The 17,331-nt window shown below is 59.9% G+C and carries 17 protein-coding genes and 1 tRNA gene; 7 read left to right on the top strand and 11 right to left on the bottom strand.

Annotated features, from left to right (window positions below; genetic code table 11):
- The first annotated feature begins 100 nt into the window (after positions 1–100).
- The 3 genes from ACXJKE_RS09980 (at position 101) to ACXJKE_RS09970 (ending at position 2,960) form a co-directional block, all read left to right on the top strand.
- Positions 101–499, top strand: a complete 399-nt coding sequence (locus ACXJKE_RS09980) for an Mth938-like domain-containing protein (protein ID WP_457280424.1) — start codon at positions 101–103, stop codon at positions 497–499.
- A gap of 123 nt (positions 500–622) precedes the next feature.
- Entirely contained in the window at positions 623–1,099 is a 477-nt protein-coding gene (locus tag ACXJKE_RS09975; RefSeq protein WP_457280423.1) for a peroxiredoxin, read from the top strand.
- Between the two features lie 178 nt (positions 1,100–1,277).
- Positions 1,278–2,960, top strand: a complete 1,683-nt coding sequence (locus ACXJKE_RS09970) for a PhoH family protein (protein WP_457280422.1) — start codon at positions 1,278–1,280, stop codon at positions 2,958–2,960.
- Positions 2,961–3,066: 106 nt separating this feature from the next.
- Here ACXJKE_RS09970 and ACXJKE_RS09965 read toward each other — a convergent pair.
- The 10 genes from ACXJKE_RS09965 to uvrB all read right to left on the bottom strand — a co-directional run bounded on the left by ACXJKE_RS09965 (position 3,067) and on the right by uvrB (position 11,892).
- Positions 3,067–3,141 (bottom strand) — tRNA-Val (locus ACXJKE_RS09965).
- A gap of 45 nt (positions 3,142–3,186) precedes the next feature.
- Positions 3,187–3,894, bottom strand: a complete 708-nt coding sequence (gene dnaQ / locus ACXJKE_RS09960) for a DNA polymerase III subunit epsilon (protein ID WP_457280421.1) — start codon at positions 3,892–3,894, stop codon at positions 3,187–3,189.
- Between the two features lie 111 nt (positions 3,895–4,005).
- Positions 4,006–4,344, bottom strand: coding sequence for an ISC system 2Fe-2S type ferredoxin (gene fdx / locus ACXJKE_RS09955; protein ID WP_457280420.1), 339 nt, complete (start codon positions 4,342–4,344; stop codon positions 4,006–4,008).
- A gap of 14 nt (positions 4,345–4,358) precedes the next feature.
- Complete coding sequence (gene hscA, locus ACXJKE_RS09950; RefSeq protein WP_457280419.1) at positions 4,359–6,221, bottom strand: Fe-S protein assembly chaperone HscA; 1,863 nt, start codon at positions 6,219–6,221, stop codon at positions 4,359–4,361.
- 30 nt (positions 6,222–6,251) lie between these two features.
- A complete protein-coding gene (hscB, locus tag ACXJKE_RS09945; RefSeq protein WP_457280418.1) occupies positions 6,252–6,770 on the bottom strand; it encodes a Fe-S protein assembly co-chaperone HscB in 519 nt (172 codons plus the stop codon).
- A 76-nt stretch (positions 6,771–6,846) separates the two neighbouring features.
- The gene (iscA, locus tag ACXJKE_RS09940; RefSeq protein ID WP_074575253.1) at positions 6,847–7,170 is read right to left on the bottom strand and encodes an iron-sulfur cluster assembly protein IscA; all 324 of its coding nucleotides are present in this window, start codon (positions 7,168–7,170) and stop codon (positions 6,847–6,849) included.
- A gap of 42 nt (positions 7,171–7,212) precedes the next feature.
- Positions 7,213–7,599 carry a Fe-S cluster assembly scaffold IscU gene (gene iscU / locus ACXJKE_RS09935; RefSeq protein ID WP_092128183.1) on the bottom strand — a complete coding sequence of 129 codons (387 nt, stop codon included), beginning with the start codon at positions 7,597–7,599 and terminating at the stop codon, positions 7,213–7,215.
- Positions 7,600–7,640: 41 nt separating this feature from the next.
- Entirely contained in the window at positions 7,641–8,858 is a 1,218-nt protein-coding gene (locus ACXJKE_RS09930; protein ID WP_457280417.1) for an IscS subfamily cysteine desulfurase, read from the bottom strand.
- Positions 8,859–8,964: 106 nt separating this feature from the next.
- A complete protein-coding gene (iscR, locus tag ACXJKE_RS09925) occupies positions 8,965–9,501 on the bottom strand; it encodes a Fe-S cluster assembly transcriptional regulator IscR (RefSeq protein WP_457280416.1) in 537 nt (178 codons plus the stop codon).
- Between the two features lie 267 nt (positions 9,502–9,768).
- Entirely contained in the window at positions 9,769–11,892 is a 2,124-nt protein-coding gene (uvrB, locus tag ACXJKE_RS09920; protein ID WP_457280415.1) for an excinuclease ABC subunit UvrB, read from the bottom strand.
- Between the two features lie 219 nt (positions 11,893–12,111).
- On the opposite strand from uvrB, the gene ACXJKE_RS09915 reads away from it, so the two are divergent.
- Both ACXJKE_RS09915 and ACXJKE_RS09910 read left to right on the top strand, forming a co-directional pair.
- Positions 12,112–13,308, top strand: coding sequence for an amino acid aminotransferase (locus ACXJKE_RS09915; protein ID WP_457280414.1), 1,197 nt, complete (start codon positions 12,112–12,114; stop codon positions 13,306–13,308).
- Positions 13,292–13,894 (top strand): nucleotidyltransferase family protein, encoded by a 603-nt coding sequence (locus ACXJKE_RS09910; RefSeq protein ID WP_457280413.1) that lies wholly within the window; start codon positions 13,292–13,294, stop codon positions 13,892–13,894. Before ACXJKE_RS09915 ends, ACXJKE_RS09910 begins: the two co-directional genes overlap by 17 nt.
- Positions 13,895–14,025: 131 nt before the next feature.
- On the opposite strand, the gene ygiD is transcribed toward ACXJKE_RS09910, so the two are convergent.
- Positions 14,026–14,880, bottom strand: coding sequence for a 4,5-DOPA-extradiol-dioxygenase (gene ygiD, locus ACXJKE_RS09905; protein ID WP_457280412.1), 855 nt, complete (start codon positions 14,878–14,880; stop codon positions 14,026–14,028).
- Positions 14,881–15,151: 271 nt separating this feature from the next.
- On the opposite strand from ygiD, the gene ACXJKE_RS09900 reads away from it, so the two are divergent.
- Both ACXJKE_RS09900 and rsxB read left to right on the top strand, forming a co-directional pair.
- A complete protein-coding gene (locus tag ACXJKE_RS09900; RefSeq protein WP_457280411.1) occupies positions 15,152–16,564 on the top strand; it encodes a polyhydroxyalkanoate depolymerase in 1,413 nt (470 codons plus the stop codon).
- Positions 16,565–16,638: 74 nt separating this feature from the next.
- Positions 16,639–17,328, top strand: coding sequence for an electron transport complex subunit RsxB (gene rsxB, locus ACXJKE_RS09895; RefSeq protein ID WP_457280410.1), 690 nt, complete (start codon positions 16,639–16,641; stop codon positions 17,326–17,328).
- Positions 17,329–17,331 lie beyond the last annotated feature (3 nt).

The following is a 17,331-nucleotide window of genomic DNA, read 5'->3' as shown; positions in this document are numbered from 1 at the left end:
TAATTTGACCACATAAAAGAGGGTTTTCGCCTCTAAAACCCGTCAAACCGCCCCGTGCATCGGCGCCCTCCGCACCATCGAAACGCCCAAATAATCCCGTATGAAACTTCAGCCAGACCGTCTCGATGTTCAGTCCATCCTTGGCTACGGTCCAGGCTGGGTCGGCCTGGGAAGCAATGGTGTCGCGGAGAAAATCGAACACAGCATCGTGATTGGCTCAAGGGGCGAGAAGTTTGACTGGAACTGCACGCGTTTTGAGCAACTCACGGCAGAGCATTTCACCCTGCTTTCCGCGACGCAGCCTGAACTCGTGATTTTTGGCAGCGGCTCCCGGTTGCGCTTTCCGCCTCCGGCCTTCCTGCGCACGCTGATGGAGCGCCGCATCGGCATTGAGACCATGGACACATTGGCGGCATGCCGCACCTACAACATCCTCGCGGGAGAAGGCCGGCAGGTAATTGCTGCCCTGCTGATTGAAACAGAAGGAACAGAAGGCTGAAATGCCCTCTCTTTCAGGGTAAAATCTAGGGTTGCACTTGGCACCACATCCAGGACTCACGTCCCGGGCCGGTTGCCAAAAGGCGCGGCTAATTACAACTACTTTCGTCAGGGTCTACTCAGTATGGCAGTCGTCGTCAATAAACCACTCCCCGAATTTGAAGCGATCGCCACAAGCGGCATCAAGGTTTCCAACACATCCCACCTCGGCAAAGTCGTTGTGCTGTACTTCTATCCCAAGGACAACACACCGGGTTGCACCACGGAAGCCATGCAGTTCCGTGATCGCTACAAGGACTTCGTCAAGGCCGGCGCAACCGTGTTCGGCGTGTCCCGCGACAATATGAAGTCCCACGACGAGTTCAAGTCCAAGCTTGAACTCCCGTTCGAACTGATTGCGGACACCGAAGAAAAAATGTGCCACATGTTCGGTGTGGTCAAAAACAAGATCATGTACGGCAAGAAGGTCAAGGGCATCGAGCGCAGCACCTTCCTGGTGGGCGCCGACGGTCAGCTGAAAGAAGAGTGGCGCGGCCTGAAGGTGCCCGGCCACGTGGACGACGTGCTCAAGGCCGTCAAGGCGCTCAAAAAGGCTGCCTGAAACAGCCCTGACGCCAGTTAGCAACAAAGAATTGCAAAGGATTGCCCTGTCACGCGAGTTGTGCATAATGAACTCATGCTGTTGACCTTCGCAACTGCGCCAAAAGAACAAGCCGCCCTGGTTTCAAGGCGGCTTTTTCGCTTCTGGAACCCTTCTTTTTTAGAGAGTTTTAAGCACTATGCCCCTGCCCCCCGCCCCGACCAAACGTGCCGCCCTGCTCTCCCCCGACGCGCTTGACGCGCCCGCCCGCTCGCCCTCCAAAGCACGCAAGACGGAAAGTGCCGAATCCGCCCAGAAACCCCCGGTGATGGACCTGTTTGACAGCCGCGCAGCAGGGGATGGCAGCCAGCATCCGTCAGCGTTTCAAGGAAAAGAGCCTGCCAACCCTTCAAGGACGAGCGCAAGCAGCTATAAAAAAGAGAGCATTCCACTGCCGCAGCCGGCTGCCAAGCCCAAAAAGGCCAAGCGCACCGGCCCCACCAAATTGTTCGTGCTCGACACCAATGTGTTGATGCACGACCCAATGTGCCTGTTCCGGTTTGAGGAGCATGACATCTTCCTGCCCATGATCGTGCTTGAAGAGCTCGACGGCCACAAAAAGGGCATGACCGAGGTGGCGCGCAACGCCCGCCAGACCAGCCGGACGCTGGACGCGCTGGCAGGCACCCAGGGCGCTGACATTGCCAAAGGCCTGAAACTGGACACCACCGGCCACCCTGAAGCTGGTGGCTGCCTGTTTTTCCAGACCAAACCGCTGGATTACACCCTGCCCATGAGCCTGCCGCAGGGCAAGGCCGACAACCAGATCCTGGGCGTGGTCGAGGCCTTGCGCAAGGAATACGCGCCGCGCGAGGTGGTTCTGGTGTCCAAGGACATCAACATGCGCGTCAAGGCCCGCGCCCTGGGCCTGGCCACAGACGACTACCAGAACGACAAAACCCTGGAAGATGGCGACCTGCTGTATTCGGGCTCGCTGGCCCTGCCGGCTGACTTCTGGACGCGCCAGAGCAAAACCGTCGAAAGCTGGCAGCAAGGCAGCCACACCTTCTACCGCATCACGGGCCCCATCGTGGGTAGCCTGCTGATCAATCAGTTTGTTTTTTTTGAAGCCCCCGGCGAACCCCCGCTGTATGCCCGCGTGACGGAAATTCGGGCCAAAACCGCCGTTCTGAAGACCCTGAAGGACTACAACCACCTCAAAAACGCCGTCTGGGGCGTCACCACGCGCAACCGCGAGCAAAATTTCGCGATGAACCTGCTGATGGACCCCGAAGTGGACTTCGTCACGCTAGCCGGCACGGCAGGCACTGGCAAGACGCTGATGGCACTGGCCAGCGGCCTCACGCAGGTGCTGGATGACCGTCGCTACACCGAGATCATCATGACGCGCGCCACGGTGAGCGTTGGCGAAGACATCGGTTTCCTGCCGGGTACCGAAGAGGAAAAAATGGGCCCCTGGATGGGCGCACTGGACGACAACCTGGAAGTGTTGGGCAAGACCGACAGCGGTTCGGGCGAATGGGGCCGCGCTGCCACCAACGAGCTGATCCGCTCGCGCATCAAGGTGAAAAGCATGAATTTCATGCGCGGCCGCACCTTCCTGAACAAGTACGTCATCATCGACGAAGCACAAAACCTGACGCCCAAACAGATGAAAACGCTGATCACGCGGGCCGGTCCCGGAACCAAGATCATCTGCATGGGCAACCTGGCGCAGATTGACACACCGTACCTGACTGAAGGCTCATCGGGCATGACTTTTGCCGTCGACCGCTTCAAGGGCTGGCCGCACGGCGGACACATCACGCTGGCGCGCGGCGAACGTTCGCGGCTGGCTGATTTCGCCAGCGAAGTGCTCTAAGCACGACGGCAAAAAAGCGGCGCTTATTGGCGCCTATCGGTGTTTACGGCGCCGAAATGAAAAAAGGCCAAGTCGCAAGACTTGGCCTTTTTTGTTCTTCAAATTCTGGTGGGCGGTGCAAGTTTCGAACTTGCGACCCCTGCAGTGTGAATGCAGTGCTCTACCCCTGAGCTAACCGCCCTATTGGTCAGCCTAAGATTATATGCTGTTTCGATGGCTTTATTGTTTACGCCGCCAAAACACGCCAAACCGTTTTACCCTTGCTGGCCTTGTCAATATCCACCAGCAGCTTTTCATGGTCGGCGATCTCCTGGTCGTTTGCTGCGAGCAGCGGCAGGTCAAAGGCGCTGAGATCCATCTGGGGCACGTCACTATCGCCTTCCCGGGCGCTGTCCCCAACGTCCATCACCAGCGCATTCTGGCCACGGGTCAGATTGATGTAGACATCGGCCAGCAGTTCAGCGTCCAGCAAGGCGCCGTGCAAGGTCCGGCCCGAATTGTCGACTTCCAGCCGGTCGCACAAGGCGTCCAGCGAGTTGCGTTTGCCGGGGAACAGCTCCTTGGCCATCATCAGGCTGTCGGTGACCTTGGCCACGCAATGCTTGATGGGCGGCTTGCCGATGAGTTCGAGTTCCTTGTTGAGGAAGCTCACGTCAAAAGGCGCGTTGTGGATGATGATCTCGGCGTCCTGCAGGTACTCCAGCAGTTCATTGGCCACGGCCGAGAACTTGGGTTTGTCTTTCAGGAACTCGTTGCTGATGCCGTGAACCTTGAGCGCGTCCTCGTGGCTGTCGCGTTCGGGGTTCAGGTAGAAGTGGCGGTTGTTGCCGGTGAGCTTGCGGGCTACCAGTTCGACGCAACCGATTTCGATGATGCGGTCGCCGTTTTCAGCGGAAAGACCGGTGGTTTCGGTGTCAAGAACGATTTGGCGCATGGCTGGATTATCGCTGTGCTGGGTCAGTGGATGTTTTTCCGCCGGGCCGCCCCTAGGAAAAATGCGCCCCCTCGGGGGGCAGCGCAGCACACGCAGTGGCAAGCGTGGGGGCTAATGATTTTCCTTTGCGTGATTGATGGAGTATTTGGGTATCTCCACCGTCACATCCGACTGGGCCAGGAAGGCCTGGCAACTCAGCCGTGAATTGGGTTCCAGGCCCCAGGCGCGGTCCAGCAGGTCTTCTTCGCTCTCGTCGAGCTCATTCAGCGAATTGAAACCTTCGCGCACAACGATGTGGCAGGTTGTGCAGGCGCAGCTGAGGTCGCAGGCGTGCTCGATGTTGATCTTGTTGTCGAGCAGGGCTTCGCAAATCGAGGTGCCGGCCGGCGCACTGATTTCAGCGCCCTGTGGGCAGTATTCGGGATGAGGCAGTATTTTGATGATGGGCATGGTTGTCAGTCGGTTCAGACCGCCTCGATGTTTTTACCGGCGAGGGCTTGCTTGATGCCCCGGTTCATGCGCTGGGCGGCAAAGCCTTCGGTGCCTTTGGCCAGCGCCTGGGTGGCCGCTTCGATTGCGGCCGCATCACCGTGGGCACGCGTGTCGGCGAGGCCGACGATCAGGCTGTCGATCTGCGCCCGTTCATTGGGACTCAGCAGGTCGGCATCCGCTGCCAGGGCGCTTTGTGTGGCCAGAATCATGCGGTCGGCATCGACCTGGGCTTCGGCCAGGGCACGGGCCTGCATGTCTTGCTGCGCGGTTGAAAAGCTGTCTTGCAGCATGCGCGCAATATCGTCGTCCGACAGGCCGTAGGAAGGCTTCACGTCGATGCGTGCCTCAACGCCGCTGACCTGTTCTTTCGCATTCACACTGAGCAGCCCGTCGGCATCGACGGTAAACGTCACGCGGATGCGGGCAGCGCCCGCCACCATGGGCGGAATGCCGCGCAGCTCGAAGCGGGCCAGGCTGCGGCAGTCGGCCACCAGGTCGCGTTCGCCCTGCACCACATGCAGCGCCAGGGCGGTCTGGCCGTCCTGGTAGGTGGTGAAGTCCTGTGCCATGGCCGTGGGGATGGTCTGGTTGCGCGGCACGATGCGCTCGACCAGCCCGCCCATGGTCTCGATGCCCAGCGACAGCGGGATCACGTCGAGCAGCAACAGGTCTGCGCCCATGTTGTTACCGGCCAGTTGGTTGGCTGAAATGGCCGCGCCCAGCGCTACCACTTCATCGGGGTTGAGGTTGACCAGCGGCTCGCGCCCGAAGAAGCTGGCAACCGCCTTGCGCACCTGCGGCATGCGGGTGGAACCCCCAACCAGCACCGCGCCCTGGATGTCTTCTTTGGCCAGTTTGGCATCGCGCAACGCCTTGCGGACGGCCGCCAGCGTGCGCTGTGTCAGGTGGGCGGTAGCAGTTTCAAAATCTTCCGCTTTCATTTCGAAATTGACGAGGGCTTTAGCCAGTTGCACCGAAAAAGGCACGGGGTCCGCAGACGACAACGCCTCCTTGCAGTTCCGGGCGGTACGCTGCAAGGCCGCCTTATCGGACGGCGTGAGCGTGTCCGCCGCAAGCCCGGCCTTGGCCAGCACCCAGTCGACAAGCGCACGGTCGTAGTCATCACCGCCCAATGCGGAATCGCCACCGGTCGCCACGACTTCGAAGACACCTTGCGTGAGGCGCAGGATGGAAATGTCAAAGGTGCCGCCACCCAGGTCATAGACGGCATAGACGCCCTCGCTACCGTTGTCCAGCCCGTAGGCAATGGCAGCCGCTGTGGGTTCATTGAGCAGGCGTAATACATTGAGGCCAGCCAGTTGCGCGGCGTCTTTGGTGGCCTGACGCTGGGCGTCGTCAAAGTAGGCCGGCACCGTGATTACGGCGCCATAAATATCGTCATTAAAAGTGTCTTCGGCGCGGTAACGCAACGTGGCCAGAATCTCCGCGCTGATCTCGACCGGGCTTTTCTCGCCGGCGACAGTCTGCAGCGTGACCATGCCGGGCTTGTCGTTCAACTCGTATGGCAACTGAGCGCGGCTGCCGATGTCGTCAATGCCGCGGCCCATCAGACGCTTGACAGAAGAAATGGTGTTGCGCGGATCTTCCACCTGCGCGGCCAGGGCTTCATAGCCGATCTGGCGCTTGTCGTCCTCAAGGTAGCGCACCACGCTGGGCAGCAGCACCCGCCCCTGCTCGTCGGGCAGGCATTCGGATACGCCACTGCGCACGCTGGCGACCAGCGAATGTGTGGTCCCCAGGTCAATCCCCACCGCGATGCGTCGCTGGTGCGGGTCGGGCGTCTGGCCGGGTTCGGAAATTTGCAGGAGTGCCATGCGCGGTTGTCGTACTTTTTCTGTAATGCTTTATTGTCCCAGCAGGTCGATGCGTGCATCAACCTCACTGGCAAAGCGCTCAATAAACATAAGGCTTCTGACCTGCTGGGCTGCGGCAGGAAAGTCCTTGTCTACGTCCAGCAGTTGCTCTATCTTTGATAGCTGCTTGCGCTCGTCAGCTGTGGCTTGGGAGGCTATTTCTTCAAAATCTTCAGTTGTTTCGGCATCGTCGAGCGCTTCGCGCCACTGCATCTGCTGCATCAGGAAGTCGTGCGGCATCGTGGTATTGTTTTCGGCGTTAATGGGCGCACCGTTCAGCTCACACAAATAGCTCGCCCGCTTGAGCGGGTCTTTCAGCCGCTGGTAGGCCTCGTTGATGCGCACCGACCACTGCATGGCCACGCGCTGGGCGGCCGTACCCTGAGCCGCGAATTTGTCAGGATGCGCTTCGCGCTGCAAATCCTTCCAGCGCGCGTCAAGCGCCGCGCGATCCTGCGCGAAGCGCTGGGGAACACCGAAAAGCTCGAAGTCGTTGGATTGGAGATTCATGCCGAGAAAAAGCCGCCAGCACAATCAGTGGAGGCGGCTTTGATAAGGGTGCAGCACGCGTTCGACCGCTCGCCCGTCAAACCCGGAAGCTTTCGCCACAGCCGCAACGGTCACGTTCGTTGGGGTTGATGAACTTGAAGCCTTCGTTCAGGCCTTCGCGCACAAAGTCGAGCTTGGTGCCATCGATGTAAGCCATGCTTTTAGGGTCGACCAGCACCTTGACGCCGTTGTCTTCAAACACGACATCTTCCGGTGCGATCTCGTCGGCGTACTCCAGCTTGTAAGCCAGGCCGGAGCAGCCGGTGGTCTTCACGCCAAGGCGAACGCCCACACCCTTGCCGCGTTTGGTCATGTAGCGGGTCACGTGGCGGGCGGCGGCATCAGTCAGGGTAACGGACATTTAAATCACTCGAAGGAAACAGGTGACGGGCAATGCGATTGATCAGTGCGTGTGCTTTTGCTTGTAATCGTTCACGGCGGCCTTGATGGCGTCTTCCGCCAGGATGGAGCAGTGAATCTTCACAGGCGGCAGGGCCAGCTCTTCAGCAATCGCGCTGTTCTTGATGCTTGCCGCTTCGTCCAGCGTCTTGCCCTTGACCCACTCGGTCACCAGCGAGCTTGACGCAATCGCGGAGCCGCAGCCGTAGGTCTTGAAACGTGCATCTTCAATCACGCCCGTCACCGGGTTGACCTTGATCTGCAGCTTCATCACGTCGCCGCAAGCAGGCGCGCCGACCATGCCGGTGCCTACCGTTTCGTCGCCCTTTTCAAAGGAGCCGACGTTGCGGGGGTTTTCATAGTGGTCTACCACTTTTTCGCTGTATGCCATTTTGTTTACCTCTTTAAGCTGTCTTGGATTGCGGGCTCGCCTTAATGGGCGGCCCACTGGATGGTGGACAAATCAACACCATCCTTGAACATCTCCCACAGGGGGGAGAGTTCGCGCAGTTTGGCCACGTTTTCCTTGATGGTGGCGACCGCGTAGTCGATTTCTTCCTCGGTGCTCCAGCGGCCAATCGTCATGCGAAGGCTGCTGTGGGCCAGTTCGTCGCTGCGGCCCAGGGCGCGCAGCACATAGCTGGGCTCCAGGCTGGCCGATGTGCAAGCCGAGCCGCTGGACACGGCCAGACCCTTGATGCCCATGATCAGCGATTCGCCTTCGACGAAGTTGAAGCTCATGTTCAGGTTGTGCGGCACGCGCTTGTCGGCGTGGCCATTGAGGAACACTTCTTCCACGTCCTTGAGCCCGTTGAGCATGCGCTCGTGCAAGGCAAGGATGCGCTTGTTCTCTTCGTGCATCTCGGCCTTGGCAATGCGGTAGGCCTCGCCCATGCCGACGCACTGGTGCGTGGGCAAAGTACCCGAACGCATGCCGCGCTCATGGCCACCGCCGTGCATTTGCGCTTCCAGGCGGACACGCGGTTTGCGGCGCACGTACAGGGCGCCAATGCCCTTGGGGCCATAGGTCTTGTGCGAGGTCAGGCTCATCAGGTCGACCGGCAAGGTGGCAAGATCGATGTCAACACGGCCGGTTGCCTGCGCGGCATCCACGTGGAAGATGATGCCTTTTTCACGGCACAGGGCGCCAATGGCCGGGATGTCCTGGATCACGCCGATTTCGTTGTTGACGAACATGACGCTGACCAGAATCGTGTCGGGGCGGATAGCGGCCTTGAGCGCCTCCAGGTCGAGCAGGCCGTCGGCTTGCACGTCCATGTAGGTCACTTCAAAACCCTGGCGTTCCAGTTCGCGGCAGGTGTCCAGCACAGCCTTGTGCTCGGTCTTGACCGTGATGATGTGCTTGCCCTTGGTCTTGTAGAAATGAGCCGCACCCTTCAGGGCCAAATTGTTGGACTCGGTCGCGCCGCTGGTCCAGACGATCTCGCGCGGATCGGCGCCAATCAGGTCGGCAATTTGTTCGCGTGCCTTCTCGACAGCGGCTTCCGCTTCCCAGCCCCAGGCGTGGCTGCGGGACGCGGGGTTGCCGAAGTGCTCGCGCAACCAGGGAATCATGGCGTCCACCACCCGCGGATCGCAGGGGTTCGTGGCACTGTAGTCCATGTAGATGGGAAAGTGTGGGGTGTCCATGTGGCTAGCTCTTTAAATTCACAGGCTGGCTGGCAGCGCGATCAATGAAGTCAATGCAGTCGGTTCACAAAAGGATGGTGCCGGGCAGACGCCCGGCATCGCTCCATCAGGATTTGGAAAATGCATTGCCCAGTGCGAAGACCGAGTTCGGTGCATTCACGCGGATCGGCTTGACAACCGGCGCTGTGAAAATGGCTTTTTTCACCTGCGGGGTATTCTCGATCACCACGCCCTTGGCGAGCTGGTCTTCCACCAGTTTTTGCAGGGTCACGGAGTCCAGGAACTCCACCATGCGGCTGTTCAGTGAAGCCCACAGCTCGTGCGTCATGCAGCGGCCGCCTTCGCCCAGGCAGTTTTCCTTACCGCCACACTGGGTGGCGTCGATCGGCTCGTCCACCGACACGATGATGTCAGCCACGGTGATCTCGGAAGCCTTGCGGCCCAGCGTATAACCGCCGCCGGGACCACGGGTGGATTCCACCAGTTCGTGACGGCGCAGTTTGCCGAACAGCTGTTCGAGGTAGGACAGGGAAATCTGCTGGCGCTGGCTGATGGCGGCCAACGTGACCGGGCCGTTGTTCTGACGCAATCCCAAATCAATCATCGCGGTGACCGCAAAGCGGCCTTTGGTCGTGAGGCGCATAACAAGCTCCTTTAAATGGCTTGACTGTCGTTTTCACCCTGAAAGCTTGTGACTTACAGGGAACTCTTCCTCCAGCCGCCCAGGTCAGTCAACCGGTATCGCGGGGGCTTTTTTGTTGTTCTGATATTGTTCTTGACTGTTTTCGTCAAGTATAACACGAGCAGGGTTTTTCCCGCTGAGGGTGCTCAAAACATGAGGGCTAACCCGTAGCTCGACTCACTTTATGCACCATATCCGTGCACAAAGTGAGTGGTCGGGTCGATCGGCCTAGGCGCGGGTTTGGCCTGCGGCGCTTAGCGGTACGACATTATCGGTGCCAGGCGCGCCAAAAGCCTGCTCCTTGAGGATGTGCAACTGGTCCCGTACCCGCGCGGCTTTTTCGAACTCGAGATTCTTGGCGTGTTCGATCATCTGCTTTTCCAGCCGCTTGATCTCGCGGGCGATGTCCTTCTCGCTCATGTCTTCCACCAATGCCTTCTGCATCTCGATCTTTTCGGCTTCCTTGCCGGATTTCTCGCTGTAGACACCATCGATCAGGTCCCTGATGCGTTTGACCACGCTGCGCGGCGTGATGCCGTGCTCCAGGTTGAAGGCAATCTGCTTGTTACGCCGGCGTTCGGTTTCATCCATGGCTTTTTTCATGGAGTCGGTGATGCGGTCTGCATACAAAATCGCACGGCCGTTCAGGTTGCGGGCCGCGCGGCCAATCGTCTGGATCAGGCTGCGCTCGGCGCGCAAAAAGCCTTCCTTGTCGGCGTCCAGAATGGCCACCAGCGACACCTCCGGGATATCGAGCCCCTCACGCAGCAGGTTGATACCCACCAACACGTCAAACGCGCCCAGCCGCAGGTCACGCAGGATTTCTACCCGCTCGACCGTGTCCACATCGCTGTGCAGGTAGCGCACCTTCACACCGTTGTCGCTCAGATAATCCGTCAGCTGTTCGGCCATGCGTTTGGTCAGCGTGGTGATCAGCACCCGTTCATTCTTCTCGACCCGGATGCGGATTTCCTGCAGCACGTCGTCGACCTGATGGGTAGCCGGCCTCACTTCCACCTGCGGATCCACCAGCCCGGTGGGCCTGACCACCTGCTCCACCACCTTGCCTGCGTGCTCTTTCTCATAATTCGCCGGCGTGGCCGAGACAAAAACGGCCTGCCGCATCTTGGCTTCAAACTCCTCGAACTTGAGCGGCCGGTTGTCCAGCGCGCTCGGCAGGCGAAAACCGTATTCCACCAGCGTGGTCTTGCGTGCGCGGTCGCCGTTGTACATGGCGTTGAGCTGACCGATCATGACGTGGCTCTCGTCGAGAAACATCACGGCATCCTTGGGCAGGTAATCGCACAGCGTCGAAGGGGGCGATCCCGCCGGCGAACCGCTCAGGTGGCGGGTGTAGTTCTCAATGCCCTTGCAGTGGCCGATTTCACTGAGCATCTCCAGGTCGAACCGGGTGCGCTGCTCGATGCGCTGGGCTTCCACCAGTTTGCCGTCGGCGACGAACTGGGCCACCCGCTCGGACAGCTCCAGCTTGATGGTCTCCACCGCCGTCATGACCTTGTCGCGCGGCGTGACGTAGTGGCTCTTGGGGTAGACCACAAAGCGCGGGATTTTCTGGCGTATGCGGCCTGTCAGTGGGTCAAACAACTGCAGCGACTCGATCTCGTCGTCGAACAGCTCGATGCGTATGGCCAGCTCGGAATGCTCGGCCGGGAAAATGTCGATCACGTCCCCGCGCACCCGGAACGTGCCGCGCGCGAAGTCCTGCTCGTTGCGCGTGTACTGCATGCGGATCAGCCTGGCGATCACGTCGCGCTGGCCCATCTTGTCGCCGATGCGCGCAATGAACCGCATCTGTGTGTAATCCTCAGGCGCACCTATGCCGTAAATAGCGCTGACCGTACCGACGATGATGGTGTCGCGCCGCTCCAGCACGCTCTTGGTGGCCGACAGGCGCATCTGCTCGATGTGCTCGTTGATGGCCGAGTCTTTCTCGATGAAAAGATCGCGCTGCGGCACATAGGCTTCAGGCTGGTAGTAGTCGTAGTAACTGACGAAATACTCGACCGCGTTTTTCGGGAAGAACTCGCGGAACTCACTGTAAAGCTGCGCGGCCAGCGTCTTGTTGGGCGCAAACACGATGGCCGGCCGGCCCAGGCGGGCAATCACATTGGCCATGGTAAAAGTCTTGCCGGAGCCGGTCACGCCCAGCAGGGTCTGGAACACCTCGCCGTCGTTGATGCCCTCGACCAGCTGGTCAATTGCGGTGGGCTGGTCGCCCGCAGGCGGATAGGGCTGGAACAGCTCGAACGGCGAATCCGGGAAACGCACGAACTCGCCCACAGCGGGGTCGGTGTTGACTGAATCAGTTATGACTTCCATAGCTTCTGGCATAAAACCTCGATCAGGCCCCGTTAAAATTCAGGGCAACCAAACAGAATACGACATTCGGCCGAAAATGGAAATTGCAATCCCCATTCGCCTTGTAGTTGCCCCCGCTATCGCTTTTGACACCTCTTGTAGCCTTTTTTCCGGTCAGCTTGTGACCTAAATCCGTGACCTGAACCCCCTATCGTCGCTTTCGCCTTCTTTTCACTTCTCTGAGGATATTTCATGTCTTTGTTTACCGCTGTCGAAATGGCCCCGCGTGACCCCATCCTGGGCCTGAACGAGCAGTTCAATGCCGATACCAATCCTGCAAAGGTCAACCTGGGCGTGGGCGTGTACTACGACGACAACGGCAAGCTCCCCCTGCTGCAATGCGTACAGGCGGCAGAAAAACTCATGATGGAATCTCCCAAGGCGCGCGGCTACCTGCCAATTGACGGTATCGCCGCCTACGATGCGGCCGTCAAGGGCCTGGTTTTCGGCGTCGACAGCGAACCTGTCAAAAGCGGCCGCGTGGCCACCGCGCAGGGCATTGGCGGCACAGGCGGCCTGAAGATCGGCGCCGACTTCCTGAAAAAGCTCAGCCCCAATGCCAAAGTCCTGATTTCGGACCCGAGCTGGGAAAACCACCGCGCGCTTTTCAGCCAGGCCGGTTTCGTGGTTGAAAGCTATCCTTACTATGACGCAGCCAAGCGCGGCGTCAACTTCGACGGCATGCTCGCCGCCCTCAATGCAGCCGCCGAAGACACCATCGTCGTGCTGCACGCCTGCTGCCACAACCCGACGGGCTACGACATCACCGCGGCCCAGTGGGACCAGGTGATCGCGGCCGTCAAGGCGCGAAAGCTCACGCCTTTCCTCGACATGGCCTACCAGGGCTTTGGCCACGGCATTGCGGAAGACGGCGCCGTCATCGGTAAATTTGTGGCTGCCGGCCTGAGCTTTTTCGTGTCGACGTCCTTTTCCAAGAGCTTCAGCCTCTACGGCGAACGCGTGGGTGCCCTGTCGGTGCTGTGCGAATCCAAGGACGAAGCCGACCGCGTGCTGTCGCAGCTCAAGCTGGTCATTCGCACCAACTACAGCAACCCGCAGATCCATGGCGGCATGGTGGTGGCCACGGTGCTCAATACCCCCGCGCTGCGCACCCAATGGGAGCAAGAGCTGAGCGAAATGCGTGTGCGCATCAAGGCCATGCGCCAAAAGCTCGTGGACGGCCTGAAGGCCGCCGGCGTCAAGCAGGACATGAGCTTCATCACCGCCCAGATCGGCATGTTCAGCTACTCGGGCCTCAGCAAGGACCAGATGGTGCGCCTGCGCAATGAATTCGGCGTTTACGGCACCGACACCGGCCGCATGTGCGTGGCCGCCCTGAACAGCAAGAACATCGACTACGTCTGCGCGTCGATTGCCAAGGTCGTCTGAGGCCGTACTCCCGGATGAATTCATCCGGGACGCGCTGAAAAACCGCCACAACCGGTTCATTCTGGAACACCTGCCTGCGCTGGGACTGCCCGACGCATGGCTGGTGGCGGGATGCCTCTTCCAGACAATCTGGAACCTGCACGCGGGCCAGCCACCCGAAGCCCACATCAAAGACTACGACCTGTTTTACTTTGACCCTGCCGACCTTTCAGGCGCAGGCGAAGCAGCCGTCAATGAACGTGTCAGCGCCTGCTTTGCGGGCCGGGGCATTGTGGTGGAAGCCAAAAACCAGGCCAGGGTCCATACCTGGTATCAGGAGTATTTCGGCTTCCCCTACCCCGCCCTGCAAAGCTCCCGCGATGGCATCGACCGGTTTCTGGTGAGCTGTACGTGTGTCGGCTTAAGGGCAAATACTGCGGAGCGGACGGATGTAGAGCTTTATGCGCCCAACGGCTTGGCGCAGTTGTACCAGGGCAGACTCAGCCCCAACCCGCTGTGCAACCACCTGCCGCTGTTCGAGAAAAAGGCGAAGGCTTATCAGGATCGCTGGAGCTGGCTGCAGGTTATCCATCCGCAAGTGGCCTGACCGGCCCCCAGCACGGCAGTGGCAAAAGCCAGGCTCTTCAAAAAAAAGCGGCTGCAGACCATGACTGACAAGCGCAAGCAGCTATCAATTCAATAGCACAAAAAGCTATCTGACACTCCGCTCCAACGGATTCATCCCCAAATTACTGACCGCATGGAAATGGAGCCAGCCTGGAAGCTGGTGTTGAAAAACCGTATTGGCTCCTTCGCGTCAACCGCGCCCGCCGTATACAGCAGCGGAAGGTAGTGCTCGTGGGTGGGGTGCGCCATCTTCGCCACCTGGCCCAGCTTCTGGAAATTCTGCAGCGCATCCAGATTGCCCTGCTGCAGATAACCACCGATCGTCTGGTCAAACTCCAGCGCCCAGTCGTAGGCCTGGTTGCCCGCAGCCCCACGCTGCATCTGGCGCAGGTTGTGCACGATATTGCCGCTGGCCACGATCAGCACGCCACGGTCCCGCAAGGCCTTCAGCTGCTTTGCCAGCGCGTAGTGCTCATCGGGCGCCCGGCTGTAATCCATGCTGAGCTGGATGACCGGGATGTCCGCATCCGGAAACATGGGCTTGAGCACCGACCAGGCACCGTGGTCCAGTCCCCACTCGCCTTCGTCCAGGCCGAGCGGCGCCGAGGCACGCTGCCTGACCAATTGGCTGATCACCTGCGCCGCCGCCGTGTCGCCGGGCGCGGGGTATTGCTGGTCGAAGAGCTCCTGCGGAAAGCCGCCAAAGTCGTGGATGGTTTTAGGCTTGTCCATCGCCGTCAGCCACCAGCCTTCGGTCAGCCAATGGGCGGAAACGCACAGAATCAGCTGCGGCCTGGGGAATTTCGACCCAAACTCGGCGCCCAGCGCCTGCCAGCTGCGCCGGTACTCGTTGTCGCCAATGGCGTTCATCGGGCTGCCGTGGCCCACAAAAAGCACCGGCATACGGTCTGATTTCTTCAGGGAGGCCAGCTGGTCCAGCGCGGAGGCGTCAATCGGGGGAAGCATGTTGTTTTTCCTGTTGAAGGGCTGCAGCTTCAGGGCGGGCAAAAACCACCGGCTGCAGGCAGAATGGTAAGTGTTCTTTCAATTCCGCAGGTGGTAGCGGTTTATCGGTCCGCAAGCCAGGCTGGCACCATCGTGGTGCTTTTGGCGTCAACAGTGTGAAAACCGCCCGGTATTGGTGGTTATCCTCAAATCAGTGCGGCAACCCCCTGTTATATTGCACTGCAACATATTACGATTTGCCGAAGTAACCCTAACCCCAAGGTCGACCCCGATGCTGTACCAAGTCTATGAAGCCCAACGCACCTTGATGGAGCCCTTTGTCGACTTTGCGCAAGCCGCTGCAAAGCTCTACGGCAATCCCCTGTCGCCCATGGGCCAAAACCCGTTTGCACAACGCGTAGCCGCCGGCTACAGCCTGATTTACCGATTGGGCAAAGACTACGAAAAACCGGCTTTCGACATCCGGACGGTGGATGTCAACGGCACCGAGGTCAGCATCCACGAACGCGTGGAAATCGATAAGCCCTTTTGCGAGCTGCGCCGCTTCAAGCGCTTCACCGACGATCCCGCCACGCTGACAGGCCTGAAGGGCGAGCCCGCCGTGCTGATCGTGGCGCCGCTGTCGGGCCACTATGCAACCTTGCTCCGGGACACGGTCAAGACCATGCTCAAAGACCACAAGGTCTACATCACCGACTGGAAAAATGCGCGCACCGTGCCGCTTTCTGAAGGTTCATTCAACCTGGACGACTACGTCAACTACGTCCAGGAGTTCATTCGCCACCTCCAGGGTATTTACGGCAATTGCCACGTCATCAGCGTTTGCCAGCCCACTGTGCCGGTGCTAGCTGCCGTGTCGCTGATGGCCTCCCGAGGTGAAGCGACCCCCTTGAGCATGACCATGATGGGCGGCCCGATCGATGCCCGAAAATCGCCTACGGCCGTGAACAACCTGGCCATGAACAAGAGCTACGAGTGGTTTGAAAACAATGTGATTTACCGCGTGCCGAGCAACTTTCCGGGCGCAGGCCGCCGCGTCTACCCCGGCTTTTTGCAGCACACCGGCTTCGTCGCGATGAACCCCGACCGCCACGCCAGCAGCCACTACGACTACTTCAAGGACCTGCTCAAAGGCGATGACGCCAGTGCCGAGGCGCACCGCAAGTTCTACGACGAGTACAACGCCGTGCTCGACATGGACGCCGACTACTACCTTGACACCATCAAGACGGTGTTCCAGGAATTCAAGCTGGTCAACGGCACCTGGGACGTCAAGGGCGTGGATGGCCAAATTGAGCGTGTGCGGCCCGAAGACATCAAGACCACAGCCCACTTCACGGTCGAAGGCGAGCTGGACGATATCTCGGGCTCTGGCCAGACCGAGGCAGCACACGGTCTTTGCCACAACATCCCCAAGGCACTGCAAAAGCACCTGGAAGTCAAGGGCGCGGGCCACTACGGGATTTTCAGCGGCCGCCGCTGGCGCGAGATTGTCTACCCGCAGGTCAAGGCCTTCATTCTTGAGAACAATCGGGCTCCAACCCAATCCAAGCGTGCGCCAGCAGCTACCAAAACGATAGCAAAACCGGTGCGCACCGCAGCAGCAAAGCCTGCCGCCAAAGCCGCCCCGAAGGCCGCAGCAAAGCCGGCGGCAAAAAAAGCAGCACGCAGCAAGAAGGCTTGAGGGCGGCGGCAAGGCCGGGGTCGCGAAGGTAGAGCGCAGGCAGAGCGGGCCATGACTGGTAGGACAATAGGCGGGTGACCTCCCCCCCCGACTCCAGCCTTTTCGAGCGCATCAACGCCGCACTGCCCCAAACCCAGTGCACCCGCTGCGGCTATCCTGACTGCGCGGCGTATGCCACGGCCATTGCAACAGGTCAGGCCCCCATCAACCAATGCCCGCCAGGCGGCGCCGAAGGCGTGCAGCGGCTGTCGGCCATCACCGGTCAGCCCGTTCAGCCGCTCAATCCCGCCAACGGTACCGAAGGCCCACGTGCTGTCGCCTTCATCGATGAAGACTGGTGCATAGGCTGCACCTTATGCATCAAGGCCTGTCCGACCGACGCCATCATGGGCAGCAACAAGATGATGCACACCGTCATCGAGCCCTGGTGCACAGGCTGTGAGCTGTGCATACCGGTCTGCCCTGTCGACTGCATCAGCCTGGAAAACGTCACCGGCGAGCGCACGGGCTGGACGGCATGGTCTCCGCAAGAGGCCGACACCGCCAGAGCCCGTTATGAATTCCATCAGAACCGGTACAGGAACAGCACAAGCCCGGAGGACAAAGGCGCAGGGAAAGCGAAAAACCCGCCACAGGCCCCGCTACCAGCTTCAGCTGCACGCCCCGAGGGCGACCCCGCCGTGGCGGACCGCAAGCGCATGGTGATTGAGGCCGCCCTGGCCCGGGCCCGTGTGCAGCGCGAAAAAAGCGGCAAAAAAGACTGAGCA

The organism is Polaromonas sp. P5_D5, assembly GCF_054049435.1.
This window is presented reverse-complemented; position numbering and strand designations above follow the sequence as displayed.